Consider the following 26,115-nt stretch of genomic DNA (forward strand, 5'->3'; position numbering starts at 1 on the left):
GGGCGGCTAGCGCCCCTGGAAAATGGCATTTCATCTGGAGCTGACATTACATGCCAACATTACCATCTTCCTCAAGCCCCGCTGATTTTTCGGGATCTCCCTTACGCGCCAGTGAAGGTTTCCTCCGCCGCCGTGCCTTATGGGGCTCTTTAGCCGGCGGGTGTCTTTTGGTCGCAGCCGCGACCTCAGTGTTTGTTACGTTAGGGATTGTGTATGTCCTGGTCACGGAATCCATGGGGTTCTTTGCCGAGGTCCCTCTACTGGACTTTTTGACAGACACACAGTGGACTCCCGTTTTTGAGAATGCCCGCTTCGGGGTCATGACCCTGGTCTCAGCGACGGTCACCGTAGCAGGGATTGCCTTGGCCGTCTCTATTCCGGCGGGATTGGCCTTGGCCATTTACCTCAGCGAATATGCTCGCAGGGAAGTTCGGGAAACGGTCAAACCCTTTCTCGAGTTACTCGAAGGGGTGCCGACGGTGGTCTATGGCTATTTCACCCTTCTCTTTTTTACCCCGCTCCTGCAAACCTTCATTCCCGGCTTGGAAGGGTTTAACATGCTTGGACCCGGCATCGTCATGGGAATCATGATTCTTCCTTACACAGCTTCAGTCAGCGAAGATGCCATGCGTGCAGTGCCGCCTGGCCTGCGCGAAGCCGGATACGCCTTAGGGTACTCTCGCTTCAGGGTCGCCATGCGGGTCGTGGTCCCTGCCGCCTTCTCCGGCATTACGGCGGCATTTATTCTTGGCATGTCACGAGCCGTGGGCGAAACCATGGTCGTCGCCATCGCGGCCGGACAAAATCCCAATTTTTCTTTCAATCCCACCGAAGGGGCTGCAACGATTACGGCCTACATCGTACAAATGGCCATGGGGGATTTACCTCATGACTCCATCGCCTACCAATCCGTGTTTGCCGCTGGAATCGTGTTGTTTGTCATCACACTCACCTTCAATTTGATCGGGTTCTTCCTTCGGCGACGCTTTAAGGAGGTGTACTAATGATGAAAGCCGACGTGTCCCAGACGATTATTCCCGATTTGGGCCGCATTGTTGATGCCAACCGCCGAACCGACCTGGTCATGGCCGGCATCGGCATTTCGGTATTGATCGTCGCGATGAGCTTATTAGCGGCTGTGGTCATCGATCTGATCGTGAACGGATGGCCCAGACTCATGAACCCGGATTTCTACCTCAACTTTCCCTCACGCCATCCCCTTCAAGCAGGAATTGTTTCTGCCTGGGTCGGCACAATCCTGGTCATGCTCGTCACGGCCGGCATTGCGATCCCGCTGGGGGTTGGAGCAGGCGTGTACTTGGAAGAATATGCTGCACGCAACTGGATCACGGATTTCATTGAAATCAACGTCAGCAATCTGGCCGGGGTACCTTCCATCATCTACGGGTTATTAGCGCTTGGCCTGTTCATCCATGGGTTCGGGCTGGGAGAGACGATCCTGACGGCGGGGCTGGTGCTCGCATTACTGATTTTGCCGGTCATTATCGTGGCCACCCGTGAAGCCATTCGTGGAATCCCCCTCGATTTGCGGGAAGCCGCTTATGGGCTGGGTGCCGACAAATGGCAGACCGTTCGTCTATACGTGCTGCCCGCTGCACGGGCTGGCATTTTGACCGGAACCATCGTGGGTTTGGCTCGAGCGATTGGAGAAGCCGCACCGGTCATCACCATCGGGGCCTTGACCTTTATCGCCTTTTTACCTCCCTCACCACTTCAGGCCAGTCCTCCGTTTATCAATTTTGAATGGCTCGAAAGTCCATTTACCATTATGCCTATTCAGATGTTCAATTGGGTCTCACGACCCCAGGCAGAATTTCATATCAATGCCGCAGCGGCCGGTGTCATTCTGATGGTGATGACGTTGGCAATGAATGGAATAGCCATCTGGTTGCGCTATCATTTACGCCGCCAGGTTCGTTAGCCAGCCGTGATGTCCCAGATGAATATAGGGTAATGACCTCTGAGCCGAATTAAGGAACCACGCCTATGACACAGAAAATTTCTCATGACGAGCAAGTCACGCGAATGTCGCTCAACGCCTCCCCCACAACCAACACCGAACGGGAATCGCTGGCGGCGGAAGTTCGGAAACTCAGTTTTTGGTATGGTGAAACCCAAGCCCTAAAGGAAATCACCTTGTCGATTGCCAATCGGAAATGCACCGCGTTGATCGGTCCATCCGGGTGCGGGAAAAGCACCCTCCTCCGGTCGTTTAATCGTATGCATGATCTCTATGCGGGCAACCGGTATAGCGGAGAAATCTGTCTGTTTCCTGAAAATCACAATCTCATCGACCTTGATCCCTTCATGGTCAGACTTCGAATCGGGATGGTCTTCCAAAAGCCCAATCCTTTTCCCAAATCCATCTTTGAAAACGTGGCGGCCGGCCTCCGGATTCAGGGCGTTCAGAACAAAAAACTCTTGAGCGACCGGGTAGAACAGGCCTTACGGGATGCGGCCTTGTGGGAAGAAGTGAAGGATCGCCTCTCGCAATCGGCCTACGGCCTCTCTGGGGGACAACAACAACGATTATGTATAGCCAGAGCCCTGGCCCCACAACCTGAAATTCTCTTACTGGATGAACCAACCTCGGCATTGGACCCCATTGCCACCGCCAAGGTCGAAGATCTGATTACGGAAATTCGCCATCGGTTCACGGTGATCATCGTCACCCACAACATGCAGCAGGCAGCCCGGATCTCGGACTTTACCGCCTACATGCATCTGGGCAAACTGATCGAATTCGCTCCAACAGGAGAACTGTTTACCACGCCGCAAGAAACACTGACGCGGGATTATATCACCGGCCGGTTTGGGTAAACCGGTGGAACATCTGTTTTGAAAGGATCATCATGAACAACCAACACACTCTACGCATCTTTGACGAAGACCTGAACAGCCTTCGGCAGGAGATTGTGGCGCTCTCAAACCACGTATCGGAACAACTGCACCGCGCGGTGACCGCATTGGTGGAGAACGATGCCACCCTGGCGGAGCAGGTCATTGCCAACGACCGTATTGCCGATACCCTTCAAGAAAAAATCCATACCCACACGACCCGCACCCTGGCGAGGCAACAGGCCATGGCTGACGACCTGAGGGCCATTCTGGCGGCATCGCGCATCGCGATCCATTTGGAGCGGATCGGGGATTACGCGAAAAATACCGCCAAACGCAGCCGGCATTTGTCACAGCACGATATTGCTGAATTGATCGAACAATTCCAATGGATGGGAACACGCATTCAATCCATGTTGTCCCAGGTCACGGAATCCTACATCCACCAAAATGCCCCCTTAGCCAATGTCGCCTGGGCGGATGACGCAGAATTGGATGCCGTTTATGCCAACCTGTTTCAGCATCTGCTCAGCACGATGAACCGGGAGAGCAGAAACATCGAAGACGGAATCCAGCTATTATTTATCGCGAAGGGGTTGGAACGGGCCGGCGATCATGTGACCAACATTGCGGAGGAAATATACTTAATGGTCACCGGACTTCCCTTGCAAGGCCCCCGTCCAAAAATCAGTGAACTGCTATAAAAGAAGTAGACGCACACACTACACCCAGGGACCCTTTAGACCTCAGAATCCGAGAGAAGGCTTTCCTCACCACCGCAGGACGCAGGTGTGAGGAAAGACCTTAATCGGATTTCCCTTGACTCTTGTGTATCTGGGTAGCGTTAGAATGGCTTAAAAACTCACGATACCGTATGGCGGCCTGCCAGGGTTTGCCTTTTAAAAAGCCCCCGATTTCTCCATCCGGAGATTCCACCAAAAACTCCCGCGGCTCAAAGACGAGCAGACCGGGCTGAGGTTTTAATTGCTCGAGAGAGTTGGTGCGAATCGCATCTACGTCATACTTCGATCTCTGCGTATCCTGCCAGAGCGGGGTTTTAACGGAAAAATTGCTCACGACAACGTGAAAATTCCCCCCGGCTACATAGAATCCGCCCGAGGTGGTGATTGCAAAATTCTTTTCAAGATCATCCGTTTCGATTTCTGCCGTTTCAAAGAAGGTAACCATCTCTTCCGGAGTGGCTTGACTCAATCCTTTGACAATCAGAGGAGCAAAAAATTGAATCTCTGATGGGCTGAATACCCGATGAGCCCCGGAACTCTGGGAGGACGAAGAGCTGAATAGACCGGTTTTTTCTGCCCGGACCCCCTCCAAAATTTGGATCATTTCCTCGTTCGTGATAGACACGGGATGATCATAGCCTTTTCCGTCATAGGCATCCCGCATGGCCTGTAACGCCACCACACGATTGGGACTGTCTAAAATTTTTAACGTTTGAAACTGGGGCGTCTGACACCCTCCCAGAAAGATACTCCCCACCACCATCAGTCCCATCAATCTTGCCGATCGTTTCATACCGATATGCCTCCAATCAAACATAATCAGACCCCCTGCCTTTCCGAATCATTCTACCCTAGACTTCCACCGCAAAAGGAGGGGAGGAGACGAAATGTTACACATGCGTCACACACTTGCGGCGCAAATTTAATACCAAAGCGGTACATTCCATCATGAACCTACATATTAACAAAGGAGAAGAACACATGGTACGAGTTGAACAGTTGATGACAAGAGAACTGGCCTGTGTGGAGTTCAACCAAGCGGTATCCGTCGCCGCCAACCTGATGCGAATTCGCAAAATCGGAAGCCTGTTGGTGAAGCGCGGGGAAGAGCTCGTAGGCATCGTGACGGAAAGCGATATTGTGAGAAAGGTCGTGGCCTTCCACTTCCCTACAGAGTATATCCAGGTGGGAGAAATTATGAGTAGCCCCCTTGTCTCGATTGATGAATCGGAGTCGATCTTTGAGGCTGCCGGGATCATGCAGGCGGCTCACACAAGACATTTGGTGGTAGGCAATGAGTCCCAGGTATTCGGGATGCTTTCGGTTCGTGATTTATTAGCTCCTGTTGCAAAGGATGAATTATAAAACCATGAAATCCACGATACCGCCTACCGATCCTTCCCTGTTTAATGGCTCCTTTCAACAGTCATCTGCGTGGCTGGCCAAAGCGTTGGAAGCCGACCTGACTCATTTCTGGATGAAAGGCATCAAAGCCGTCCTGAGCCTATTAATTGTTACCATCCTCGTAGGGCTCGCTGGAGGCGTCCTGAGAATTTTCATGAATTTAGAAGCCCTTTTCACGGAGCCCATTGAACACGTCTTTCGTCAACTCATCGTAGACACATTGATTATTCTTGCGATTGTCGAGGTGTTTAAAACCACCGTCACCTATTTTTCTGAGGGCCGAGTCAAAGTCACGTTTATTGTCGATACGATTCTCGTAGTCATGCTTACCGAAATTATCTCGAAATGGTTTTCGGAAGCCCATCTGGAGCAATGGATGATCCTGGGTGGAATATTAGTGGTATTGGCCATTATCCGGGTGGTCGCCGTTCAATGGTCACCGACGCGAGCCGAAAATACCCCGGAATGGGCACCAACCCAAAAATCTCATTAATCTCACGCAAGCATAACATTTCCCACACCCTTCGCAACGGAATGAAAGTCTAAACTGCATCGCTATCCAGTCCTGTCGCAACCTTGTAATCAAGCATTCGTTCAAGTAATGCCACAGGCACCATTTCGCCAATGCAAGGTAAGAGGCGAAAAATAAAGACAGCCCTTGAATCGTTCGTTGAATCGCCTTACCCTACAGAACAAAACCACCTTCAGGCCACAATTCCGAATTCACCACACCGCGGAGCATGCGAGCCCATGCATCCACACCCTCTTTATACAAATGAGAAGCACACCCTTTTTCCCCGAATCGTTGCCTCCGACGGTTGTTGGTTCCCACTTGATGACATAGTGGTCAATAGCACCGGTTTACCAAGACATTATGAAATGTTACCGGCTGCTAACGATTCGGAAACTCCATGGTAACAGCACTCTGTCATGATACTGAAAGAAGCAATCACCGATGACACACCACATTCAGCAGGAGACACACTATGAAACTTATGGTCATTACTCTGGGTATACTGATACTCCTTCAGCCGCTCCTTTACGGCATTCGCACCCTTCTCCATCTTCCCAAACGCCCACGCCTGTGCTATCCGATTTTGCATGGACAGGGTCCGAAGGGGAAATTCTCCCTGGTAGCCTAACCATCGATCTCAAGTAAGACGAGGAAATTCAAATCTTCCTATTAATGAATGTGATAACAAAAGGAGCATACCTATGATTCGAGTGGAAGAACTCATGAAACAGGATCTCGCGTCAGTGAATTGCGGGGACCTCGTATCTCTAGCAGCTACCTTGATGCGGATTCGCCACATCGGTAGCGTGTTCGTCAAACAAAACGGACATATTGTGGGCATCATCACCGAATCCGACATTGTCCGCAAAGTGGTCTCGGCCCACCGGTCGCCTGACCGAATCACGGTTGAAACTATTATGTCCGCTCCCGTGATCAGCATTGATCAAGACGCGCCGATATTCGAAGCGGCGGATTTGATGGATCGATCCGGCATCCGCCATCTGGCCGTCACCCACCAATATGCCATTGTCGGGATCGTGTCGGTTCGCGACCTCCTGCACCCAGTGGCCATCGATGAATTCTAATATTCCCAACTGACACTGGTTCCACCCTCCAGGAATCACACATTGAAGCCCGGCCAACACAAATGCGCAGGACTTTCAATCAGCCCCAACGGACCCACTCTCCGGGTGCAGGGCAAAGGGCGACACGACCGTACCGAATTTGTGGTGAATCTCCCTGAAGGCCGGGTGAAATTTGAGATGATCGGGATCGACAGCACTCAAATTGGTAGATCGACAATTGCGCTAGGAACGCTACACCACCGGCCTTTAGACTTCCTGCTTTGTGCCTAGGTAATTCATGGAACCAGGGAGTAAACCGCGCCCCTTTTTGGGAATACGGGAGGATAGCGGGACTTTAAGATTAAATATTGGATTTCGTTTCCAACCTGGGCAGAGCTGACTTACAGCGGGCAGAAACCAGTACACTTAGTGGCTGCAAGCTGCAACAGTCCAACGGGATGGCCTTCTTGATTGATTTGTACGTAACCTCTATGCCTTGCTTTTTATATCTTTCAACTCCTTACGAAATTCATCCATTCCAGCATGTACTGCCTCTTGGATCGTCTCCTGAATGTCCTCCCACCCCTTCCGGGTCCCGGACACAATGTCTTGATATGTCTCAACGGTTCTTTCCTGCAGATCGTTCAAATCCTCTCCTTTTCGACGGACATAATCACGAATTTGACCACGTGATTCCCGCCCGGATTGCGGACATAACAAAAAGGTCGCCACGGTTCCAATGATTATCCCCGTGATAAACACACTGACCATTTTTACTGGTGCGGCATCTCTGTCATATTGTTTCATGGAGTTTCCTCGGTTAAATTTTAGTGGGTAAAAAAAGATCGGAATACAACATGCCCCGCTTGAACCATGGAACGGTTCGTACTGGAATCATGTGATCTGTTCGATAATTATCATGAAGCAACTTTTCTGTGAACGGACAAATCCGGTCGGATCTTCGGGAAGAAGTCCAGAAGAGCACCCTCCGGAAAAATGTCAGTCACAGAGAATCGTGAAGGGGTCTGTTGAAAAAAGCCACCAGCGGCGTTCTCGCCATTTTCCCGTGCTCACGTACTCAGCGTACGCTCCGCGCGAAAAAGCGGCTGCGGCCTTGCTGGACGGACCCTTCGGGAAGACTCAGGGCATGCTTTTTTGAACCGACCCGGAGCCTTTGATGAGTAATCTTATCCTGGGCAAATTTGCCCTTGAACATCTTTATTCCTCAACACTCCGTGTAGACATATCGATCTTCCCGGATGATACGTTGGGATGTATGTGAGTGTTCCGACAGCAGCCCTGTGACTGGTTTGAATTTTCAGAGACGAACGCTCAAGGGAAGACCTCTTGTGCAACAGACTTTCAAAACGGGAAGAAAACCGTCGCGGGATTGGACCGAATTCCCCCCGGTCAGTCTCCGGTCTTTGAAGTGCTGATTAGATCATAGGTGTTGATCATGGCTTGAGCGTCACGGATGTCGTGCATCATGCGGGCCGCATTTCTCAAACGTCTATTTCCCCGTTGATAGGTTTTTCGGCTTTTCATCCCGGTTTTCGTCAAAGGAAAACGCGCTCGCATTTTTTACATCCCTTCCGCACCTGATGTGGCACAGTGATCGGATCGATAGGACGACGGTCCAGTTCCTCCGACGCAAGGTCAATGTGTTCGTTCACAATCCGCTTCATGCCTTGAATGAACGATTCTGAGCGGGAAGGTCGAAAAGACATCTCCGTAACACCACCTAATCAAATAGAGGAGCAGATAAGATTAATTGCCACATAGGCACCAATCACTTCTAGGGTCTGTTGAAAAAAGCCGCCAGCGGCGTTCTCGCCATTTTTCCGTGCTCACGTACTCAGCGTACGCTCCGCGCGAAAAAACAGCTGCGGCCTTGCTGAACGGACCCTTCGGGAAGACTCAGGGCATGCTTTTTTGAACCGACCCGGAGCCTTTGATGAGAAATCTAATCCTGGGCAAGTTTGCCCTTGAAGATCTTTATTATTCAACACTCCCCTCCTAGTAAGACCAAATCTGAACTCGTGAATATACCCGATTTGAGATAACTGACCAGAGAAAGGTCTAAACCTGTATCATCAAAACAGAGCGCCGGGAAAACCTGCAAGGCCAATAGTAGAAGAGTGAGGGGGAGAAATGATCGATCGGCATCAAACATAAAGTATTAAATGAGATTTTCCCCAATCAGGAAAAGTATGCACTAAGGTCTAGTCAGTACAAACTGGTGTTTTCTTCGCTCAAGAAACCAGGATTTCCCCCACCAGGCGGAATTTCAGTTCGGAGTTATTACCCAAAAACCAGGGATATATACAGTTGTCATGAAGGTGTTTTCACTTTAGGGTGACATCAGATTTGCAACCGAATCTCCAATTTTATGTCTTTGGGAGTCCAACCCCCTACCCATGTGCTTAACGAGAGAAGAGGTGTGTTATGCCACAGACGACAAAAAAACCCACTCGTGATGACCATCCCATAGAGAGGGAAATTGCCCACATGATGAATCAATCGTCCTGCGATCGATGTGGAGGTCTCCTGATTAAGGGACATTGTTTGGATGTCGCCAACCCCGGAGGAGAATTATGGATCACCACCAAACACTGCATACAATGCGGCAATGTGATTGATCCGGTGATCTTAAAGAACCAGAAGGAAGTGTTGGATCCCCCTTCGCCAGCGGAGCGGGTGCCTCGTCCCCGGCCGACCTTTGGGGTGGCCCTCCAGAGACGGAACCGCTAAATTCCAAACGCTCCTCAAACAGATTCCCAAGCAAGTTCGTTCAGCCCCGGCTACGACTCATCTCCCCCTCTTCCTGTTAAAGGGGGTACATCCTAACTTCGTGCGACTTTTTCCAGTTCCTCAATCACATTTTGACAGTCAAAACAGGTTTTTGCGAACGGTAAAGCCTTGAGGCGGGCATCACTGACCGGCTCTCCACATTCATTGCAAAACCCGTAGGCCCCTTCCCGAAGGCGGATCAAGGCTTCATCAAGGGTCACTCTCATCCGGTGACGGATTTCCAGTAAAGAAAGGAGTTGATCGGCTGAACTATCGCGGTAAGCCATATCCTGATCATCCATGGCCGGTTCCCCTCGCCACCGTTCCTGTTCTTCACGACGCTGGAGAATCAGATCATCAATTTGTTTTTGAACCTCATTTTTCTTCTCTAACAGCATTTGCCGTAGTCCTTCGTTGCGCCCTTCAGAAATAACTTCGTGAGCCATCTCCTTCATAACGGTAACTCCTTGCTGGCATGAACATTGTGGTATTGCTAACGATACGTGCCGTCTCAACCCTATAATTCATCGCGCATAAAAAAACTTCACCGGAATGTAATGGTTTTCTGTTCATCCGAACACTGCAAGGAACCCTAGAATTACCCTGATAATACACTTGAGGCTCCATGAGAATGCCTCCAGGTCCCGCTCATTCTTTTTCCCCCAAGGGTGATAAGAGACTGAAACTCGTGCAATATGAATATCCTTCCTGAGTCTGACTACATCCCATATGCAAATCACCCATGAATTCCACTGTAAATTCAGCCCGTCCATTAGCATAAATAGGACAGAGGCAAACACCGTTCTCCTGCCTGATTCACAAGACTCCTGTCGGGATCTTTCGTTATACCGGATAAGGGGTGTGAGAGCCGGGCCATGTTTCAGGCAACCCAATAGCCGAACCGGCAGGAAGGAGACAGGTTATTGCATACGCCGGTTCAGATCATATGCCGCGCTGATTAAGGCCAAATGCGTCAGAGCTTGAGGAAAATTCCCCACATGCGCCAGGCCGGGACCTAAACCTTCGCCGAATAATCCAAGATGATTGGCATGGCCCAACATTTTATCAAACAGAAAGTGGGCCTTTTTGATATCTCCGGCGCGAGATAAACACTCAATGTACCAAAACGTACACATCGAAAAACTTCCATTTTCCGTTGAAAGAGCACCCAGAGCTTGATTCTTTTCGCGATACCGATAGACAAGCGAATCTTCGACAAGATGGGATTCTATAGACTCCAGCGTCAGTAACCATCGGGGATCCGTCGGACTGACAAATTTGACTAATGGCATCACCAGACTTGACGCATCCAAAATTTGACTGCCCTTAGATTGAACAAAGCATTTCAATTCTGAGTTCCAGAAGTCTTGCATCACTTCATGGTAAATTTCATCCCGAACCTGTTCCCACCGTTTGATCGGTCCAGGTAAGGACCGTTTTTTTGCCAACCGTATTCCACGATCCACGGCCACCCAACAGAACAAGCGGGAATACAAAAATTCACGAGGTTGCCCGCGAAATTCCCATACACCATGGTCCGGAACCTGCCAGTTTTCACAGACCCAATCGATCAGATGGGCGAGACTTTTCCAAAAATCATAGGAGACTAGTCTCCCATATTTATTGGATAAGTAGACGGAATCCATGAGTGCCCCCAATCCATCGAGTTGAAGCTGTTCGTGGCCGGCATTGCCGATCCTGACCGGTGAGGATCCTTTATATCCACTCAAGTTTGGTAGGGTCTGTTCGGGTAGATCCGTACTACCATCGATCCGATACATGACCTGGAGAGGATGCTGTCCATTCATATGGCTAAAGCGATCCTCCACCCATTCGTTAAAAGCCACGGCCTCTTGGATAAAACCCAGGCGCAAAAACGCATACACGGTAAAAGCGGCATCTCGTATCCAGGTGTACCGATAATCCCAATTCCTTTCTCCACCGATGATTTCCGGAAGCCCAAATGTGGGGGAAGCCACAATCGCTCCGTTCGGACGGAAGGTCAACAATTTCAGCATCAAAGCGGAACGATGGATGGTTTCTCGCCAGCGACCTTCATACCGGCAGGAGGCCAACCAGTTGTGCCAAAAATTCATCGTGGCTTTAAAGACGTCCGACACATCCTCCGGATTGGACGCGACAGACTGCTCACTATTGCCGGCATCCTCCAAAATGAAGGTGGCATGCTCCCCGGCTTTGAGGGTGAATTGCGCAATGACATCCTGATCGTGCACATGTATAGGAATGGACGCGCGAAGTCGCAAGCGAGTCTGATCGGGACCATGGGAAATAAACACCACTTCTTTGTCATGATGCTGTTCAAGGGAATGAGTCGCGCTGGCATAATTAAACCTCGGGGCGCACCGCATGCAGTATTGCATTCGTCCCCGGACGGATTTCACACGACGAATCACATTATGAATCTGCCCGGCCTCTTCAATAGGCATAAAGTCGGAAATTTCGCCCATCCCTTCTTCGGCAGACAATTGCGTCAAGAGAATGTTGGTGTCCGTCAAGTAAAGTTGCTTTCGTTGGCCGATATCACGTACGGCATGGATAGAAAATTCTCCACCACGCTGTTGGTCCAGCAAGGAGGCAAAAATGGTGGGGGAATCAAAACGTGGAAAACACATGAAATCGATCGAACCGTTCATCCCCACTAACGCCACCGTATGCAGATCCCCGATGACGCCATGGTGTTCGATAGGCGGATAACGTATCAACGATGTCCTCTCCCTTCTTCGAGCAAGCCTGATCCGCAATAATGCTCCATGCTGTGATGCCTGTCATTAATGGATAGGCTTAGGATAAGGAGCATTGTTCCGATGGAAAGAAGGCCTTAGGCCCAGCATAAGGTTTTCCCAATGTCCGCCACACATGGCCTTGGCTCGCCCCATTTGCCGAAAACGTTTTAACTGCTCTTGCGTGATGACGATTCCTAGAATGATCACATCAACGCCTGATCCGCTTACCAGAACATCTCCATCTCCCTGCTTTTATAATTCAAAAACCAGCTAATCAAAATTAAGATACTAACAGGGGAAAAATTTTTTCCCCACTGGGAAGAACCCTAGTCCTGGGAAATAATATTCCTCCCAGGGTCTTTGCCAGGTGCAGATGGATCATCTTTCTGATGTAATTCAGGCATGTCTTCGAAGCCCCTTTCTCAGAGTAGGCCCGTGGTCCGGTCTTCACAGGTCTCCAGTCCGGAATCCACGGATAACCATCTGGCCAAACAAGAATCAGTGTTGCGGATTGCGGCAGTGGGTGACCTGCATTGTTCTTATATTTCTCCGGAATTCTTACAATCGGTCTGTAACGAAATGAAAGAACAAGCGGATGTGGTGGTGTTATGTGGCGATTTGACCCATCATGGCGATCCAGAGGAGGCGAATACCTTATTGAAGTGTCTACAAATTTTTTCCTGTCCCGTACTTGGAGTCCTGGGCAATCATGATCATGAACAAGGAAAGGCCGATATCATACGGGAGGTATTTGAAGAAGCCGGAATCATCATTCTTGATGGCACATTTCATACGGTCAACGGAGTCGACTTTATCGGTGTGAAAGGATTCGGAGGGGGTTTTGGGGAATATGCGTTGCAGCCATGGGGTGAAGCAATCATGAAGGAATTCGTCCAGGAGACCCGACGGGAAGCTCGGAAATTTGAAAATGCCCTCAAACAATCCAAGAGTACTCAACGTGTGGCGATTTTACATTATGCCCCAATTCGGGAAACCGTTGAAGGGGAAGCCAAGGAAATTATCCCGTTTCTTGGGTCCAGCATGTTTGAAGAGATACTGATGCGCTATCCGGTAAATTTGTTGTTTCATGGGCATGCACATCATGGAAAGATGGAAGGAAGAACCAGGAATCACATACCCGTCTGGAATGTAGCAATGCCCCTGCTTCATCAGACGAATCCTGCCAGGATGCCATTTTTTGTGCATCCTCTCAAAGTTACAACCCCTGTCGATCATCATAAATGAGATCTAATCGATGGCTCCAAGGTACACAAACCCCACACCATCCATCTGCGATGGCACAACCATTCAGACTTCTTTTTCGGTTCCCGACCTGGCCCGGAAAGCTTCCTACCGCCGGTTTTACACCGACGTGCTGTCATTCCTCCTGAAGTCCAACATTTCCTTTCTATTAGGCGGATCTTATGCGTTGGCCGCCTTAACCGGTATCGCACGCCACACAAAAGATATCGACATTTTTGTCTACCCTCATGATTATCCTGAAGTGATGAAAGCCATGAAAAAAGCGGGTTATCGAACGGAAACAACCTATCGTCATTGGCTGGGCAAGGTCTCCAAAAATGAATTGTTTGTCGATATGATTTTCAGTTCAGGGAACGGGTTGTGTGATGTGGATGAGGAATGGTTTCGGTATGCCCCTTATGCCACGTGGGAGAGCTGGCCGATCCGTCTCACCCCTCCAGAAGAAATGATTTGGACGAAAGCTTTTGTGATGGAACGTCATCGGTATGATGGAGCGGACATCATTCATCTGTTTCATGCCTGCGGCCCCGGGCTCGATTGGGCTCGATTATTTAAACGTTTTGAGACACATTGGGAGCTTCTCCTGAGTCACCTCACCATATTTTCGTTTGTGTATCCCGGCGAGACCTGGAAAATCCCCAATTGGGTATGGCGGGATCTCTGGGAAAGACTATCCGACAAATTTGCCGGAGCGCCCGCTTTGTCAACATCCAGAGTATGTTATGGATCTCTTCTTTCCTGGGAACAATATGTCATCCCGATTCATTCATGGAAGTATCGGGATGCCCGGCTGAATCCGATCGGAAAAATGAGTAAACATGACATTTGGGGCATAACGAAAACCATGAAAAAAGAGAATCCCGCGCAAACACAATGGTGGACCGGAACCTCGGGTCCGGCCTCCAATACTCCATTCAGACTCTCCGATGCAGAAGAATCCAGAGCACCGGCCTCATCTGATTAAAGATTACTCGGCAATCTCCTTGTCAAGTTCAATTCCGCATTCGGTGAGCCAAGTCTGCTCAGCATCATTCCTCCTTGTTTTGACTTACCTGATATGATGAAAAAAGGGGCCAGGTTCTGTCATGGACAGAGGAGGCTGGCGTAAATTTTCAAAATTGGGGAACGTGGAACCCAAAAGGGAGGAGACGATGATGAATTTCTTAAATATCGAGCAATTAGAGCAGGAAATTTTATATCTTCAGGAACAAAATCGAAAACTTATCAAGGAACTTTCTCAAGTGGTGGAGGAAAACCACCGGCTTCGGGAAGGAATTATTCAGGAAAAACATCCCCCCCAGGGCAATTGGGAAGATAAAAAAAGTGAGTCACGGACAGCAATTACAGGGTACGGGCCAAACAATCAAGCAAACGAAAGATTGTGCTTAAATTAATAAAAATCACGGGTGGGGTTGGTGGAGACTTTCCTTCAAACCTTTCAAACATCAGGTGACCTACAACCGTTTAAGTTAAGGTGAAACATCAGAAATCTACCTAACTGGGTATTTCCCCTGTCTAAGGAATTTTTGGCTCCTACTTTTGCGCAATGACATTTCACGCCTTACCCCTTCCTTGCCTTCGCGTACAGCTCGATTCTTTTGGATATTTCTCCCATTCACTAAAGGCTTTTGTCCATGCAGGCCTTTTCATATCCATGTCATAATTCGAGCTGTATGAATAAAAATAAACATGGATATCATGAAAGAAGGCATTTAATAACGGAAATCGTGGAGCAATGAGAACACCGCGTAATTTTTCCGGGCGTCCTTCCCTGAATTCTACGGCAAAAGGTGCTTCCGAAAAATGCGCGGCTATCCGGCAGAGCGATGTTGAATAACGGTAGTGGCTTTTCAACCCTAGTGAAGAAAATAGAAGGTCGAATCATGATAAAAAATCGAGAAACAGTCCACTTGCGCCAATGGAAAATGATAGGCGTCTTTCTTTTACTTCAATTTGTGTTCTTTGGCTGTCGAACCAACCCTCCGGAACCTCAGGTGCATGCACCGGGTCAAGATCTGCAGCCGGCTTCAATGAAGAAATCGGATCTAGCCGGAACATGGGAATACCGCGATGAAAACGGTGCTTACTGCTTAACACTCAATCGGGAAGGCCACGGCGTGTATGATTGGCAAGAGGGACGTTTGATAACAACCACGCTGGAAAATGGCCGATGGCATGGCAAATGGTATCAAATCAAAAACGATCGCGAAGGTAAGTTTGATCTTCGCTTATCACCGTCCGGCAATCAGGCAGAAGGCCGGTGGTGGTATACGCGAATAGAAGACAACCATTCTCCAACCCAATCGGGGGGCCGGTTTGCACTGTTTCAAATGCCCTGTTCGCCTCAGGTCGAACAGAGTCTCCCATCAACTCCTCTGGCAGAGAATTCAAAGCAATCCCAGTCCTCCACCACATTCATTGCGCCCGAATAGCATGACTGTTTCAAAGTTTGCCATTGAAAAGATTAAGCTTCCTCGCAGAAATGAGCAAAGGAGGCAGCTTAAAAATGGCTCCCAAGCTTTTTGGGGATAACCTATGATCCGCAACCTCGCAAAGATATTGGGCTGATTGGTCTTGGGCTGTATGATGCGCGAGGAATTCTTTCCAATCGAGAAGAGCTTAAAAGCGGTAATCATGCATTGCCTTGACAGAACCCACCGACCTTGAGACTTTCTTGTCCCAACAGAGAACCGGATTCTTGACTGCCAACTCTTCCCTGCGCCTGGCAAAGCTGGAAGACGCTTAAGACGAGGCTTCTCGATACTTTAAATAACCTTCACAACCGTCATGACCACACCGACACTTGCCTACCGGCGCGGTAATCACATTTGCACATTCTTCCGAACAGTATTCCTCACCCTCGGAATTCTGGCATGAACATGGGGGATGCGCGCAGACGGCATTCATCAAGAAAACCTCACTTTCTTCCAAGCAACGGAGCTTGTTTTTATTTCATGGCCGGCTTCTCCAACATTCCCTAGTCTCGTATACATTTTCCCCTATTATGTCTCTCAGTTTTCCGTTTTAGCAACCTTTCTGACAGAAGTCGTTATTCCCTCAGGAGATATGGCTACCTCGATATAATCTCCTTTTTCAAAGTCGGCAGAAGATTCCCCGCTTTTTCCCGGCATGGGAACGCGAACGACTTCTCCGTTTGCTTTTTCGATCACAAGAGTCAACTCTTCTGCTTCAATTACGCGGCCTTCAACTACTCCGGCCGCGACAGGCGCAATTTTCTTTTGGTCAGGTTCTGAGGCATGAATATGATTAGGAATCACGCCCGATGCCACCACAAACAAGATCGCCATAACACGCACACATGAATTGACCCATTTCTGTTTTTGCATGAGCTCCTCCTTTCAATTTTTGATCAATCAAACAGCCATGGCCCACCATGGCCGATGAAACTCCGGTCATTATGAAAGAAAATCTGCTCTTCCTCACTAGATAAACTTTCCATTTACAACGGGCTTATATCCATGCAAAGAGCTGGTTTGAACGAGTGGATCCTTACCGGTATCGGAAGTCATAAAGACAATAGAGTCCCACTTTTTTCATGCACATCTGTCTACCTTCCGCCTTTTCAAAAAGCGCGGATGGTCGATCTCATCATTGCAACCAATCTGGTTGAGTGTGGGTGGTATCGCCCACACGGATCTGAGTCGTGGACTTGTTGCGAATCAGTGGACCCTCGAACATCCTGGGACAGGTTTCAACAATTGGCAGATCATTTTAATCACCCTCCTGAAGCACTCTTCAATCGATCGTTTGCTATCCTGTCTGTTCCATATGCCCCACCATTCCACTACACAAAATTTCTCATTTCAAAGCCATCCGCAAGTATTGATGATCACCCCACGTCTGGTCGAACATGTTGTCCTGCAGAGCTAAACTACCGGCCTTGAACCATTTTGCCTGGCATGACTCGTAAACCTGCACCATTCACTCTTTCAATCTTTCTCGTATTTTCCTTATCTGCGTAACGTATTGAGATATCTATCATTTCCATGGTCTTGCCTCCATTTTCATGAAAGACGTCCCCAGTAAAGACCGACACCGGCTTGCAGAAAAATTGAAGTTCCTTGAAGGGGATGTAATTGAGGTCATGACGACGCAGTTCTTCCAACACTATCCCGAGACAGATGCGTATGGAGAATCAGGGAAGGTACACTGTGCCACCGACGCCCGTTACCACTTGACTTTTCTCAGAACGGCCATTGAATTTGGAACGGAGGATACTTTCAGACAATACGTACGTTGGACAACCAATGTGCTTCAGGCAAGAAATATTCCCCGGAGTGTACTCCAGAAGTTTTTGAACCACATCTCTCAGGCATTAGAACCCCATCTTACCGATTTGGAAAAAACGGTCGTGCGGACCCATTTAAGAGAGAGCCCTCATGAGTCCCCATTATCAGAAGCTCCTACCGTCACGCATCCCCGTTCTCCGTTAACACTGCATCAGGAAGTCTTTCTTCAAGCCCTTTTGGCCGGAGACCGCCATGCTGCCAAAACGATTGCGATTGAAGCGTTTTCGATGACCGACTCTTTCTCCGATGTGTATGTAGAACTCTTTCAAGAATCCTTATATGAAATCGGCAGGCTCTGGGAATCCAATCGTATCTCGGTCGCCCAGGAACACGTGGCGACGGCCATCACCCAATATGTGATGGCCAATCTCTATTCCTGCGTTAAACCTGCACAACCGTTTCAAGGGAAAGGGATTATCACCGGTGTGGAAGGCGAACTCCATCAAGTGGGGTCCCACATGGTGGCGGACCTGCTCGAAGCGAGGGGATGGGATATCCGGTTTTTAGGTGTCAATATTCCTCATCAGGCAATCCTTCACATGATCAAGGAATTCCAACCCACACTTGTCGGTATTTCCGCGACGATGGTTCTCAAGGTCCCGACTGTGAGAGATTTGATCAAAGACATCAGAAATCATTTTCTCCCGGAGCACACCCCTCGCATCCTTGTTGGCGGATCGGCATTCCGGTCACTCCCCGATGTCTTTCGAGAAATCGGAGCAGATGGGTATGCGCACGATTTACGCTCCTTAACGACCCTTTTGGCATGATGGACACACAATAATGGTGCTTGTCATATCACGATTTAAGGTCGCAAACGGGTTGGAACAGGACGTGGCCAAAGCCTTTCAAGAACGACCCAGGTTGGTAGAGACCGTGCCCGGATTCTTAGGAATAGAAGTGTATACCCCTCCCACAGATCCAAGTATTTTCCACCTGGTCACGCGTTGGACCGATCGTGAAACCTTTCACGCCTGGCATAAAAGTCCCGAACATCGCCTTTCCCACAACATGCTTCCCCAGGGCCTCAAGTTGGATCCGACGGTCACTCAAATCCTTGAACTGGAACGTCTCCCTCACCGGGAAGACCAAGGTGAAATTCAGGATTTTCTTGGTGATTCCATCCTGCTCCTTGAAGCGTTTCTGAATCAAACAGATACCATCGTGTATTGTGTGATCAGTCCTGATGGACGAATTCAGGTCTATAACGACGTCCTGCTGGGTAAACTCAACATACCCAAAACAGAATTTGATACCAAAACCATCTGGGATTTTCTCACCACAACGGACCAATATCGCCTTCAGAATGTTCTTAACATTGGGATTTCAAACTCCCACGAGCGGATCCAGCTCAATTTTATCGATTCGGCTTACAACCCTCACACTTTTGACTGCTTAGTCCAGAAAACCTCTTCTCAGGCGATCATTTTAATCGGGGAGGAACCGGAAAAGTTCAACCAGCGGGCGTTCGTGGAACTCATGCAGATTCAAAATGAAATGACGGTCAAGATGCGAGAAGAGGTAAAAAGCGCGAACCGGCTGTCTGAAAATAATTCATATTTAAATCAGCTGGTCACCGAACGGACAAAAGATCTGGTGTTCCATCAGGAACAATTGCGGTCCATGTTGGTAGAATTGGCCCTTGTCGAACAACGCGAACGCCAACACCTGGCAAACGAATTACATGATTATCTTGCCCAGATGCTCATCGCCTGTAGACTCAAGCTCGCCCAAATTGGTCAGGAAACCATCAAACCGGCCTATGCAAGGGTCCTTCAGGAGGTTGACGGAATCATCGATCAATCCTTGACATTTACCCGAACACTGATCTCGGATTTACACCCCGCCATATTGCACCAGCAGGGATTACTGGCCGCACTCCGATACCTCATTGCGGATATGCGACGCTTTGGTTTAACGGTGTCGAGTCCTGAGGTCGTCCCATCAGTGATGGTTGCAGAAAATATTAGCATCGTGGTCTACAAGACCGTTCGGGAGTTGCTGATTAATGTCATAAAACATGCAGGAGTCGCGAACGCATCGATTGATTGGGAATGTCCTTCTGAACACGAGCTTCTCATCCGGGTACTCGATTCGGGAAAAGGATTTGACCCAGTGGTCAGCCAACGCGAACAGGATTCTGGACATCTGGGCCTCTTCTTTTATCGCGAACGCATTAAGGCCCTAAAGGGACATTTAGATATCATCTCCTCTCCTCAGAAAGGCACAACCATCACCATCACGATCCCATTGTCCCCCTAGCCATAACTTCCTCTCCCTTTAGAATGATTCAGGGAGTAGGGAAAAGTGCGCCATGAGGGTCCTGGCCGAAATGGTCGTGACCACCGACTCCTTCGTACCATGCAAGTGCAGATTTGTTGAACGAACCCTTTTGAGCACTCTATAAAATATCCCCGACTGGGTCTCTGCCGCACATTGCACACAAGTGACAACAGAAAGCCCAAATATTCAATACTCCACACCCTCATCCACGTTTGTTCTCAGTGCCGAAGTCACTCATAAATCCTTGGGTAAATTTGGGTCTGTTGAAAAAAGCCGCCGGCGGCGTTCTCGCCATTTTTCCGCGCTCACGTACTAAGCATACGCTCCGCGCGGAAAAACGGCTGCGGCCTTTCCTTCGAGAAGCCTCAGGACAGGACTGGACGGACCCTTCGGGAAGACTCAGGGCATGCTTTTTTGAACCGACCCGGAGTCTTGATGGGTAATTTAATCCCGGGCATATTTGTCTTTGAAAATCATTATTATTCAACACTCCCATTTTGGGTGTCTCCTCTCACAAAATGACCAAAATATCTCTTAAAAGGCATCTGTCCAGGCAGACAACATCAGGTTGGATCACGCCTTTTTGTCTAATGCCACAGGCGTTCGGGAAGGGCATACTCCCATTGAAGGTCTGCGATAGGAAAATGATAATCATATTACAACAAAGGAGCCCGCTATGAAGAATCGTCTCATTCTCAGTGTCATGATGGCCACGTGTCTTCTGCCGGTCAGCTCGGCGTTAGCCTTGTTCGATGAGGACCCAGCCGAATTATTGAAGGGCACGCAAATCACACTGGTCGAAGCTGTGGAAAAAGCCATGACAACGGTGAAGGGCAAGGCTGTGGATGTCGAATTAGAAAAAGAACAGGGTAAGACTGTTTTTGAAGTTAAAATCATTGACGAAAATGAAAAAACCAGAGAAGTGTATGTAGATGCTCATTCAGGAGAAGTCGTGAAGATTGAAAAAGATTAATCCTGACCCTTGTGAGTCTGCAAGCGTCACTTTCAGGACATTTTCATCTTTATGAAGCGAATCATGAAGGGGATTCCCCTCCATGATTCGCTTCATTTCTTAGTTTGGAAAGACAATTCCTGAATGATTCTTTCGGAATCCCCAAATCAAATAGATAAGGGCTCTCCCACATCAGAGACGATTCTCGAGAAGCTTCTCAAGGAGGAGAGAGGGATACTGAAAATTCTGCCAATCCTTCTTGTCCAACATCAACCATCACCAATTATTCAACAAAACCTTCGGGGCCATACATTCATTAATTCAGTCATAATTGCAGGCAATTATCCAAGGGTTTTGTCCAGTTGGCGAATGAGCCAATCCTGGCTACATTAAAGTACGGAAAGAGCGGTATGGAGAAGAAAATGTTGGGAAATGTTAAAGTGGAACGTCTTTTTGGCAATGAAATTCAAAGTCTTCAATTCACGTGAGATCTGTCTGGGAGAAATGTCACCTACCAGACGTTATTACAACATGAATACAACGAAGCGGGCACGATTATTCCTTGTTGACGATCATATTCTTGTATTAGAGAGCTGTAAAAAACTGCTTGAACCCTATCATGACATCGTTGGGGAGGCTCATACCGCAAGTGATTTGGCCGGCCAAATCCGACAAACTAAGCCAGACATTCTTCTCATGGACATCTCAATGCCGGATCAAAACGGATACGAAGCTGCGCGAATGTTAAAAACGATATGTCCATCAATTAAAATAATTTTTGTTTCTATGCATTTAGAACCTACCTTTATCATGGAGGCGTTCCGCAGTGGTGGAGAAGGATATGTGCCGAAGCAAACCGCAGGGAACGAATTATTATCAGCGATTCAACAAGTTCTGGAAAACCGGAAATACCTCTCTCCCCTCATTCCTGAGGAAGTACAGAATGCGGTTTTTGCCCAAATGGATGGTATGCCGGGCACCGAACTTTCCGGAAAATTGACTCCCAGGCAACAGGAGGTGTTAAGGCTTGTGGCTCAAGGTTTCTCGGCGAAAGACATAGCCAATTTGTTGGCCATATCTCAAAGCACGGTCGCGTTCCATAAGATGCAAATCGTGCAGGCCCTCGGTCTTCATTCCAAGGCAGATCTGACGAAATACGCTGTCAAATTAGGAATTTCTCCCCTTGACTAAGGGAGTGTCCTTCTCAAGCTAACTGGCGCTTACGATCGCGGTGGAGGAGCTAAAAAAAGCTACGGGAGGAAAAGAATGAATCCAAAGTAATCGACCAGCTGTTACACAGAAATAATTCCATTGGAAATGGCATATTTTGTGAGCTCGGAGGCCGTTTTGAGTCCTAAAACCTGCATGACCCGTGTCTTATGAAATTCCACGGTTTTGACGGCCAGATTTAAAATGACCGCAATGTCTTTATTGGATTTTCCTTCAGCAACCAATTGAAGGATTTCCACCTGTCGTTGAGTCAATGCGGGAGTCTCTGCCTGAGAGGGTTTTTTCGAATTAGAAGAGGGGTTCAGTGCTTGACTGACCAGACCCTGGGCAATAGAAGGAGAAACGTAGGTGCGCCCCTGATACACCTCCTTAATCGCAAACACTAATTCTGCCGTCGCAGATTGTTTTAAAATATACCCCACCCCACCGGCCTTGAAGGCCTCATGGACAAAATGTTCCTCGGAATGCATAGTGAGAAAAATTAGTTTTGTTTGGGGTTCACATTTTTTTATTTGTCGGGCGGCTTCCAACCCATTCAATAACGGCAGTGAAATATCAATGATGGCAATGTCCGGTGTATGTTTCTTGACGGCTTTAACTAGTGCATGACCGTCGACAACAGTCCCCACCAATGTGAAATCAGCTTCCAACAGCTTGGTCAGCCCCTCACTAACCAGAACGTGATCTTCAGCTAAGAGTACCCGCGCTTTGCTCATGTAAAAAAAGAATTAAAGATAAATTGTTAATATGAAATCTAGGACCGACATTATGAAAGAATCATGCATGTAAGTCTACAATAAACAACCCAATTGATTCCAATACGGCAAAACTCTACGTGTTACCAACGAGCCCTGACCACTTCGGTTTTGCTATCCTGTGGATCAACAAATCCAAGCTTCATTAAAATACGTATGCTCATGAGGAAAGGGAAAATGAGTGAATTTTTGGTATGGGGGGACGGGTTGGAGGAGGAGTGGGTGGCTCCGGTGGGTCAGGCATAGGGTTTGGAAGTGGTCCAGGATTAGGGAAAGGGTCCGGGTTGGGGTTAGGATCGGGTTTGGGGATTGGAGAGGTATCACGAATATCAAACCCAGGCAGGCACCAGCCATGGTATATGGCGTTGTTCATAATCTCCCCTCTAAACGTTTGGCCACCACATCCCAATGTACTTGGGAAAGAAAATGCTCAATGTATTGGCCTCGTTCCGACGGTTGAAAATCCAACAAATAGGCATGTTCCCACACATCCATCACTAAAATAGGACGAAAACCTGCAATATTGCCGAATTCATGAAGACTGATCCAATGATTGGAGAGTCTGCCGTTTTCCGGATTGAGATTGCACACAGCCCAGCCGACTCCGCGCATCTTGCCCACACTTGAAAAATCGGTTTTCCATGTCTCAAAACTCCCAAAGCTGCCTTCAAGAGCTTTCAGCAGGGAATCCTGTCCTTTGGGCGATTTGGACGCCTGGGAGGTCATATTTTGAAAATACAATTCATGGAGCACCATGCCATTATATTCAAATCCCAGCCGCCGGGTGAGTTCGGAATAGGCCGGCATTTCCTCCTGGTCCACCTGTCCATCGATCAAAAACTCCCCGATTTGTCTGGAAAGAGAATTGGTGGCTTTCACGTAGCCTTCGTAAAGCTTAAAATGCATCTCTAACGTCTTATCTGAAATACCGTTCAATCCCTTGAGCTTGAAATCTTTGACCGGATAATCATTACTGGATTTCATGCGCATAAGATCCCCCCATCACATATCCAACAATCGGCTCCAACCTTTTTCTAGGATCCTAATGTAGGCGGAAATACACAACAGCGTAACTGGGAAAAACCCTTGAACCTCCTACTTGAAGGATGGGATCAAAAAAAGGCTTACGGCCAGGGTTTTGCCCAGTCGCCTTCCCGCTCTTTCCTGCGATATCTTAAAGTTGATGTGATGAGAAGTAAAAGTGGCATGTGAAACATGAAAATCCAATTCACGATATCCGATGAAATGAGCAAAGAAGTATCGGCTCTTCAATCCACACTCGGCATGAAAAAAGTTGAAGATCTCACCATTCATGCGTGGAAGGTATTGCGGTTTCTTATTGAAACCATTCGCCATGATCGGTTCACTCTCTCGGCTGAGGCGATTCACTGGATTTCCCAATCGCCCAAGACCTCGCCTGCCGCTGAAACGGAGAAGGCCCTCTCCTTTTCGGAAATCGATACACACATTCTTCAGGAAATCCATCGGCTGCTTGACGATGATCAGCTTGATCAGGCATTAAAAGCCACCCATATCCTCAAACTCCTCAAGTCCCACTCAAAACAAGGTTCAAACAGTCAATTGGTACAATCCGAGATGCTTCTTACCGCCGCAGAAACATTTGCGGCGGAAAGTGATCCCGAAAAAGCGGTTCAGCTCATTCATGCCACCCACGAAACCACCCAAAAACCAGTTGATGGAGATGATTGAAGACAAAACTGGCATGGTGAAGTCCGGATTGACCACTCTGCTATCGGGAACAAATTTCTGACCGCTGGACATTAAAAAAGAGAAGATTCTGCATCTGCGGATGACCGTTTGCGCGGCAGGAAACGATTTCCTTAATTTCTTTCCGCCAGAGATGCCCGGGTTTTCCTCACGATCCCCATCTACACTTCTCCCTGAAAATTACTCGAACACCCAGGGTTTAACCCAGGTTTCCTTTTTTCTCATTTTGATATGTTTTGATGAGCAATTGTCCGGCCTCTGCCATCACTCCGGCCATGGCGGCTGCCGGAATAAATCGGAGGGAGCGCCCTTCCTGGCCAATCGGAGAATGGGAACGTCTGGAGGTGCCTATGAATGCCCCATGCAAACGTTTTTTAGTCTGCGTATGGATGATGTGTGTATTATTCATCGTAGCCATAAGGGAACATGCCAACGGCCAGATCCTGTCTGTCCCTGCAGCAGGATTTGATGAAGCCATTACTCCTGGAGCACATGATCCGCGATCCGCCGACAATACCTCTGTGCTGTCAGACGAAGAGGTAAAATATCGCATTCAACGGCGTTTGGAAGTCAGTCCATATGAGAACGGTAAGATCACGGTTCACGTGGGTCAGGGCGAAACGGTACTCTCTGGATATGTCGAAGATCGGGATGCCTTGGTGGATGTGGTCGAAATCGCCTATGACGCCGGAGCTACCAAAGTGAACAATCAACTTCGTATCAAAAACCAAGACTTTTTATGGCAAAAGATGACCGATCAGGACTTGAAAGAAGCGGTTGAAGAGGAGCTGTATTGGAGCCCATTTGTGAATTCGGTTCCCATTCGTGTTGAAGCTCGAAACGGGATCGTCACCCTCTCTGGAAGAGTCGAGAATCGAGGGGAAATTGTGGATGCGGTGGAAAACGCATACGAAGCCGGAGCGAGAAATGTCCGCATTCGTTTATGGATCGATCCCACATTAGATTAGATTGAGAGTACCAACAACTTCTCACATAGGCCATCAATGGGTTCTCAGTGGATTTCTTTTGGGAACGGAAACGGCTTCAAAATTTTCATCAAAAGCGTTCCATTTTTTTGGGCGTCTTTTCAAGCTGTTTGGGTTGTCCTAACGGCTCACTCTCTTTGACCGGAGCCTTTTCCGGAGTCGAGGGATCGGTGGGAACAGGTGAGACATCCGGAAGAATGTCGGGTTCGTCGGTGGGTGATTCCGTTCGAACCGGAGGAGTGGAAGATGAGGTACCTGAAGCGCCGATGTCGGGGGGCGTCCGGATACCTCCGCCTATGAGGGGGGTATCTTCACCGGACGGATTTTTTGAATGGCCATTGGATTGAATGCTATCGGGGGATGTTTCCTGAACACTATCCCCCAAGGCCGCTTCCGATTGGAAACATGCCAGAATCAATATGAATCCCAGGCAGCGCAACGATATCATAAAGACCTGATGGGCATCGGCCGGTTGTTTCATGGGGCATGC

28 protein-coding genes are annotated in these 26,115 nt (G+C 48.5%); 19 read left to right on the forward strand and 9 right to left on the reverse strand.

The window, feature by feature from the left end; genetic code table 11:
* Positions 1–50: 50 nt before the first annotated feature.
* The 4 genes from pstC (at position 51) to phoU (ending at position 3,563) form a co-directional block, all read left to right on the forward strand.
* Entirely contained in the window at positions 51–1,004 is a 954-nt protein-coding gene (gene pstC / locus ACTRXD_RS13955; RefSeq protein ID WP_442432407.1) for a phosphate ABC transporter permease subunit PstC, read from the forward strand.
* Between the two features lie 2 nt (positions 1,005–1,006).
* Positions 1,007–1,942, forward strand: a complete 936-nt coding sequence (gene pstA / locus ACTRXD_RS13960) for a phosphate ABC transporter permease PstA (RefSeq protein WP_442432764.1) — start codon at positions 1,007–1,009, stop codon at positions 1,940–1,942.
* Positions 1,943–2,046: 104 nt separating this feature from the next.
* Positions 2,047–2,841, forward strand: a complete 795-nt coding sequence (gene pstB / locus ACTRXD_RS13965) for a phosphate ABC transporter ATP-binding protein PstB (protein ID WP_442432765.1) — start codon at positions 2,047–2,049, stop codon at positions 2,839–2,841.
* A 32-nt stretch (positions 2,842–2,873) separates the two neighbouring features.
* Positions 2,874–3,563 carry a phosphate signaling complex protein PhoU gene (phoU, locus tag ACTRXD_RS13970; protein ID WP_442432408.1) on the forward strand — a complete coding sequence of 230 codons (690 nt, stop codon included), beginning with the start codon at positions 2,874–2,876 and terminating at the stop codon, positions 3,561–3,563.
* 100 nt (positions 3,564–3,663) lie between these two features.
* Here phoU and ACTRXD_RS13975 read toward each other — a convergent pair whose 3' ends face one another.
* Positions 3,664–4,395, reverse strand: coding sequence for a hypothetical protein (locus ACTRXD_RS13975; RefSeq protein ID WP_442432409.1), 732 nt, complete (start codon positions 4,393–4,395; stop codon positions 3,664–3,666).
* 188 nt (positions 4,396–4,583) lie between these two features.
* Here ACTRXD_RS13975 and ACTRXD_RS13980 point away from each other — a divergent pair, with 188 nt between their 5' ends.
* The 4 genes from ACTRXD_RS13980 to ACTRXD_RS13995 all read left to right on the forward strand — a co-directional run bounded on the left by ACTRXD_RS13980 (position 4,584) and on the right by ACTRXD_RS13995 (position 6,605).
* Positions 4,584–4,967: a CBS domain-containing protein gene (locus ACTRXD_RS13980; protein ID WP_442432410.1), complete on the forward strand. Its 384-nt coding sequence runs from the start codon at positions 4,584–4,586 to the stop codon at positions 4,965–4,967.
* Between the two features lie 4 nt (positions 4,968–4,971).
* Entirely contained in the window at positions 4,972–5,499 is a 528-nt protein-coding gene (locus tag ACTRXD_RS13985) for a phosphate-starvation-inducible PsiE family protein (protein WP_442432411.1), read from the forward strand.
* Positions 5,500–5,992: 493 nt separating this feature from the next.
* Positions 5,993–6,148 (forward strand): hypothetical protein, encoded by a 156-nt coding sequence (locus ACTRXD_RS13990; RefSeq protein WP_442432412.1) that lies wholly within the window; start codon positions 5,993–5,995, stop codon positions 6,146–6,148.
* 73 nt (positions 6,149–6,221) lie between these two features.
* A complete protein-coding gene (locus tag ACTRXD_RS13995) occupies positions 6,222–6,605 on the forward strand; it encodes a CBS domain-containing protein (RefSeq protein ID WP_442432413.1) in 384 nt (127 codons plus the stop codon).
* A gap of 468 nt (positions 6,606–7,073) precedes the next feature.
* On the opposite strand, the gene ACTRXD_RS14000 is transcribed toward ACTRXD_RS13995, so the two are convergent.
* On the reverse strand, positions 7,074–7,391 hold the full coding sequence (locus tag ACTRXD_RS14000; RefSeq protein WP_442432414.1) for a YtxH domain-containing protein: 318 nt from the start codon (positions 7,389–7,391) through the stop codon (positions 7,074–7,076).
* 603 nt (positions 7,392–7,994) lie between these two features.
* A complete protein-coding gene (locus ACTRXD_RS14005) occupies positions 7,995–8,162 on the reverse strand; it encodes a hypothetical protein (RefSeq protein ID WP_442432415.1) in 168 nt (55 codons plus the stop codon).
* Between the two features lie 867 nt (positions 8,163–9,029).
* Here ACTRXD_RS14005 and ACTRXD_RS14010 point away from each other — a divergent pair.
* Entirely contained in the window at positions 9,030–9,335 is a 306-nt protein-coding gene (locus ACTRXD_RS14010; RefSeq protein ID WP_442432416.1) for a hypothetical protein, read from the forward strand.
* 92 nt (positions 9,336–9,427) lie between these two features.
* Here ACTRXD_RS14010 and ACTRXD_RS14015 read toward each other — a convergent pair whose 3' ends face one another.
* Both ACTRXD_RS14015 and ACTRXD_RS14020 read right to left on the reverse strand, forming a co-directional pair.
* Positions 9,428–9,829, reverse strand: coding sequence for a TraR/DksA family transcriptional regulator (locus ACTRXD_RS14015; RefSeq protein WP_442432417.1), 402 nt, complete (start codon positions 9,827–9,829; stop codon positions 9,428–9,430).
* A gap of 465 nt (positions 9,830–10,294) precedes the next feature.
* On the reverse strand, positions 10,295–12,097 hold the full coding sequence (locus ACTRXD_RS14020) for a glycoside hydrolase family 15 protein (RefSeq protein WP_442432418.1): 1,803 nt from the start codon (positions 12,095–12,097) through the stop codon (positions 10,295–10,297).
* 456 nt (positions 12,098–12,553) lie between these two features.
* On the opposite strand from ACTRXD_RS14020, the gene ACTRXD_RS14025 reads away from it, so the two are divergent.
* From ACTRXD_RS14025 to ACTRXD_RS14040, 4 genes are all read left to right on the forward strand, one after another.
* Positions 12,554–13,363 (forward strand): metallophosphoesterase family protein, encoded by an 810-nt coding sequence (locus ACTRXD_RS14025; protein ID WP_442432419.1) that lies wholly within the window; start codon positions 12,554–12,556, stop codon positions 13,361–13,363.
* Between the two features lie 10 nt (positions 13,364–13,373).
* The gene (locus ACTRXD_RS14030; RefSeq protein WP_442432420.1) at positions 13,374–14,345 is read left to right on the forward strand and encodes a nucleotidyltransferase family protein; all 972 of its coding nucleotides are present in this window, start codon (positions 13,374–13,376) and stop codon (positions 14,343–14,345) included.
* A gap of 187 nt (positions 14,346–14,532) precedes the next feature.
* Positions 14,533–14,775, forward strand: a complete 243-nt coding sequence (locus ACTRXD_RS14035; RefSeq protein ID WP_442432421.1) for a hypothetical protein — start codon at positions 14,533–14,535, stop codon at positions 14,773–14,775.
* 489 nt (positions 14,776–15,264) lie between these two features.
* On the forward strand, positions 15,265–15,813 hold the full coding sequence (locus ACTRXD_RS14040) for a hypothetical protein (RefSeq protein ID WP_442432422.1): 549 nt from the start codon (positions 15,265–15,267) through the stop codon (positions 15,811–15,813).
* A gap of 579 nt (positions 15,814–16,392) precedes the next feature.
* Here the strand turns inward: ACTRXD_RS14040 and ACTRXD_RS14045 are convergent.
* On the reverse strand, positions 16,393–16,728 hold the full coding sequence (locus ACTRXD_RS14045) for a hypothetical protein (protein ID WP_442432423.1): 336 nt from the start codon (positions 16,726–16,728) through the stop codon (positions 16,393–16,395).
* A 680-nt stretch (positions 16,729–17,408) separates the two neighbouring features.
* Between ACTRXD_RS14045 and ACTRXD_RS14050 the strand changes: the two genes are divergently transcribed.
* The 4 genes from ACTRXD_RS14050 (at position 17,409) to ACTRXD_RS14065 (ending at position 22,117) form a co-directional block, all read left to right on the forward strand.
* Positions 17,409–18,461 carry a cobalamin B12-binding domain-containing protein gene (locus ACTRXD_RS14050; protein WP_442432424.1) on the forward strand — a complete coding sequence of 351 codons (1,053 nt, stop codon included), beginning with the start codon at positions 17,409–17,411 and terminating at the stop codon, positions 18,459–18,461.
* A 13-nt stretch (positions 18,462–18,474) separates the two neighbouring features.
* Positions 18,475–19,953: an antibiotic biosynthesis monooxygenase gene (locus ACTRXD_RS14055; RefSeq protein ID WP_442432425.1), complete on the forward strand. Its 1,479-nt coding sequence runs from the start codon at positions 18,475–18,477 to the stop codon at positions 19,951–19,953.
* Between the two features lie 697 nt (positions 19,954–20,650).
* A complete protein-coding gene (locus tag ACTRXD_RS14060; RefSeq protein ID WP_442432426.1) occupies positions 20,651–20,947 on the forward strand; it encodes a PepSY domain-containing protein in 297 nt (98 codons plus the stop codon).
* A 510-nt stretch (positions 20,948–21,457) separates the two neighbouring features.
* Positions 21,458–22,117 carry a response regulator gene (locus tag ACTRXD_RS14065; RefSeq protein ID WP_442432427.1) on the forward strand — a complete coding sequence of 220 codons (660 nt, stop codon included), beginning with the start codon at positions 21,458–21,460 and terminating at the stop codon, positions 22,115–22,117.
* A 101-nt stretch (positions 22,118–22,218) separates the two neighbouring features.
* Here the strand turns inward: ACTRXD_RS14065 and ACTRXD_RS14070 are convergent, their stop codons facing one another.
* Positions 22,219–22,872: a response regulator gene (locus ACTRXD_RS14070; RefSeq protein WP_442432428.1), complete on the reverse strand. Its 654-nt coding sequence runs from the start codon at positions 22,870–22,872 to the stop codon at positions 22,219–22,221.
* A 408-nt stretch (positions 22,873–23,280) separates the two neighbouring features.
* Positions 23,281–23,895, reverse strand: a complete 615-nt coding sequence (locus ACTRXD_RS14075; protein ID WP_442432429.1) for a superoxide dismutase — start codon at positions 23,893–23,895, stop codon at positions 23,281–23,283.
* A gap of 231 nt (positions 23,896–24,126) precedes the next feature.
* Here ACTRXD_RS14075 and ACTRXD_RS14080 point away from each other — a divergent pair, with 231 nt between their 5' ends.
* Positions 24,127–24,621 (forward strand): hypothetical protein, encoded by a 495-nt coding sequence (locus ACTRXD_RS14080; protein WP_442432430.1) that lies wholly within the window; start codon positions 24,127–24,129, stop codon positions 24,619–24,621.
* Positions 24,622–24,878: 257 nt separating this feature from the next.
* On the forward strand, positions 24,879–25,607 hold the full coding sequence (locus ACTRXD_RS14085; protein WP_442432431.1) for a BON domain-containing protein: 729 nt from the start codon (positions 24,879–24,881) through the stop codon (positions 25,605–25,607).
* Between the two features lie 88 nt (positions 25,608–25,695).
* On the opposite strand, the gene ACTRXD_RS14090 is transcribed toward ACTRXD_RS14085, so the two are convergent.
* Positions 25,696–26,106, reverse strand: a complete 411-nt coding sequence (locus tag ACTRXD_RS14090) for a hypothetical protein (RefSeq protein ID WP_442432432.1) — start codon at positions 26,104–26,106, stop codon at positions 25,696–25,698.
* Between the last annotated feature and the right edge of the window lie 9 nt (positions 26,107–26,115).

It is taken from the genome of Nitrospira sp. T9, assembly GCF_052156535.1.
In the GTDB taxonomy this organism is placed as follows: Bacteria; Nitrospirota; Nitrospiria; order Nitrospirales; family UBA8639; genus Nitrospira_E.

What these genes read in the sequence shown, in the direction of transcription:
- ACTRXD_RS13990 (WP_442432412.1), top strand. Translation starts at nt 5,993, where the DNA reads ATGAAACTTATGGTCATTACTCTGGGTATACTGATACTCCTTCAGCCG.
- ACTRXD_RS13985 (WP_442432411.1), top strand. Translation starts at nt 4,972, where the DNA reads ATGAAATCCACGATACCGCCTACCGATCCTTCCCTGTTTAATGGCTCC.
- ACTRXD_RS14040 (WP_442432422.1), top strand. Translation starts at nt 15,265, where the DNA reads ATGATAAAAAATCGAGAAACAGTCCACTTGCGCCAATGGAAAATGATA.
- ACTRXD_RS14060 (WP_442432426.1), top strand. Translation starts at nt 20,651, where the DNA reads ATGAAGAATCGTCTCATTCTCAGTGTCATGATGGCCACGTGTCTTCTG.
- ACTRXD_RS13975 (WP_442432409.1), bottom strand. Translation starts at nt 4,395, where the DNA reads ATGAAACGATCGGCAAGATTGATGGGACTGATGGTGGTGGGGAGTATC.
- ACTRXD_RS14050 (WP_442432424.1), top strand. Translation starts at nt 17,409, where the DNA reads ATGAAAGACGTCCCCAGTAAAGACCGACACCGGCTTGCAGAAAAATTG.
- pstB (WP_442432765.1), top strand. Translation starts at nt 2,047, where the DNA reads ATGTCGCTCAACGCCTCCCCCACAACCAACACCGAACGGGAATCGCTG.
- ACTRXD_RS14015 (WP_442432417.1), bottom strand. Translation starts at nt 9,829, where the DNA reads ATGAAGGAGATGGCTCACGAAGTTATTTCTGAAGGGCGCAACGAAGGA.
- ACTRXD_RS14010 (WP_442432416.1), top strand. Translation starts at nt 9,030, where the DNA reads ATGCCACAGACGACAAAAAAACCCACTCGTGATGACCATCCCATAGAG.
- ACTRXD_RS14035 (WP_442432421.1), top strand. Translation starts at nt 14,533, where the DNA reads ATGATGAATTTCTTAAATATCGAGCAATTAGAGCAGGAAATTTTATAT.
- phoU (WP_442432408.1), top strand. Translation starts at nt 2,874, where the DNA reads ATGAACAACCAACACACTCTACGCATCTTTGACGAAGACCTGAACAGC.
- ACTRXD_RS14000 (WP_442432414.1), bottom strand. Translation starts at nt 7,391, where the DNA reads ATGAAACAATATGACAGAGATGCCGCACCAGTAAAAATGGTCAGTGTG.
- ACTRXD_RS14090 (WP_442432432.1), bottom strand. Translation starts at nt 26,106, where the DNA reads ATGAAACAACCGGCCGATGCCCATCAGGTCTTTATGATATCGTTGCGC.
- ACTRXD_RS14085 (WP_442432431.1), top strand. Translation starts at nt 24,879, where the DNA reads ATGAGCAATTGTCCGGCCTCTGCCATCACTCCGGCCATGGCGGCTGCC.
- ACTRXD_RS14045 (WP_442432423.1), bottom strand. Translation starts at nt 16,728, where the DNA reads ATGCAAAAACAGAAATGGGTCAATTCATGTGTGCGTGTTATGGCGATC.
- ACTRXD_RS14080 (WP_442432430.1), top strand. Translation starts at nt 24,127, where the DNA reads ATGAAAATCCAATTCACGATATCCGATGAAATGAGCAAAGAAGTATCG.
- ACTRXD_RS14030 (WP_442432420.1), top strand. Translation starts at nt 13,374, where the DNA reads ATGGCTCCAAGGTACACAAACCCCACACCATCCATCTGCGATGGCACA.
- ACTRXD_RS14065 (WP_442432427.1), top strand. Translation starts at nt 21,458, where the DNA reads ATGAATACAACGAAGCGGGCACGATTATTCCTTGTTGACGATCATATT.
- ACTRXD_RS14075 (WP_442432429.1), bottom strand. Translation starts at nt 23,895, where the DNA reads ATGAAATCCAGTAATGATTATCCGGTCAAAGATTTCAAGCTCAAGGGA.
- ACTRXD_RS14055 (WP_442432425.1), top strand. Translation starts at nt 18,475, where the DNA reads ATGGTGCTTGTCATATCACGATTTAAGGTCGCAAACGGGTTGGAACAG.
- ACTRXD_RS13995 (WP_442432413.1), top strand. Translation starts at nt 6,222, where the DNA reads ATGATTCGAGTGGAAGAACTCATGAAACAGGATCTCGCGTCAGTGAAT.
- pstA (WP_442432764.1), top strand. Translation starts at nt 1,007, where the DNA reads ATGAAAGCCGACGTGTCCCAGACGATTATTCCCGATTTGGGCCGCATT.
- ACTRXD_RS14070 (WP_442432428.1), bottom strand. Translation starts at nt 22,872, where the DNA reads ATGAGCAAAGCGCGGGTACTCTTAGCTGAAGATCACGTTCTGGTTAGT.
- ACTRXD_RS13980 (WP_442432410.1), top strand. Translation starts at nt 4,584, where the DNA reads ATGGTACGAGTTGAACAGTTGATGACAAGAGAACTGGCCTGTGTGGAG.
- ACTRXD_RS14005 (WP_442432415.1), bottom strand. Translation starts at nt 8,162, where the DNA reads ATGCGAGCGCGTTTTCCTTTGACGAAAACCGGGATGAAAAGCCGAAAA.
- pstC (WP_442432407.1), top strand. Translation starts at nt 51, where the DNA reads ATGCCAACATTACCATCTTCCTCAAGCCCCGCTGATTTTTCGGGATCT.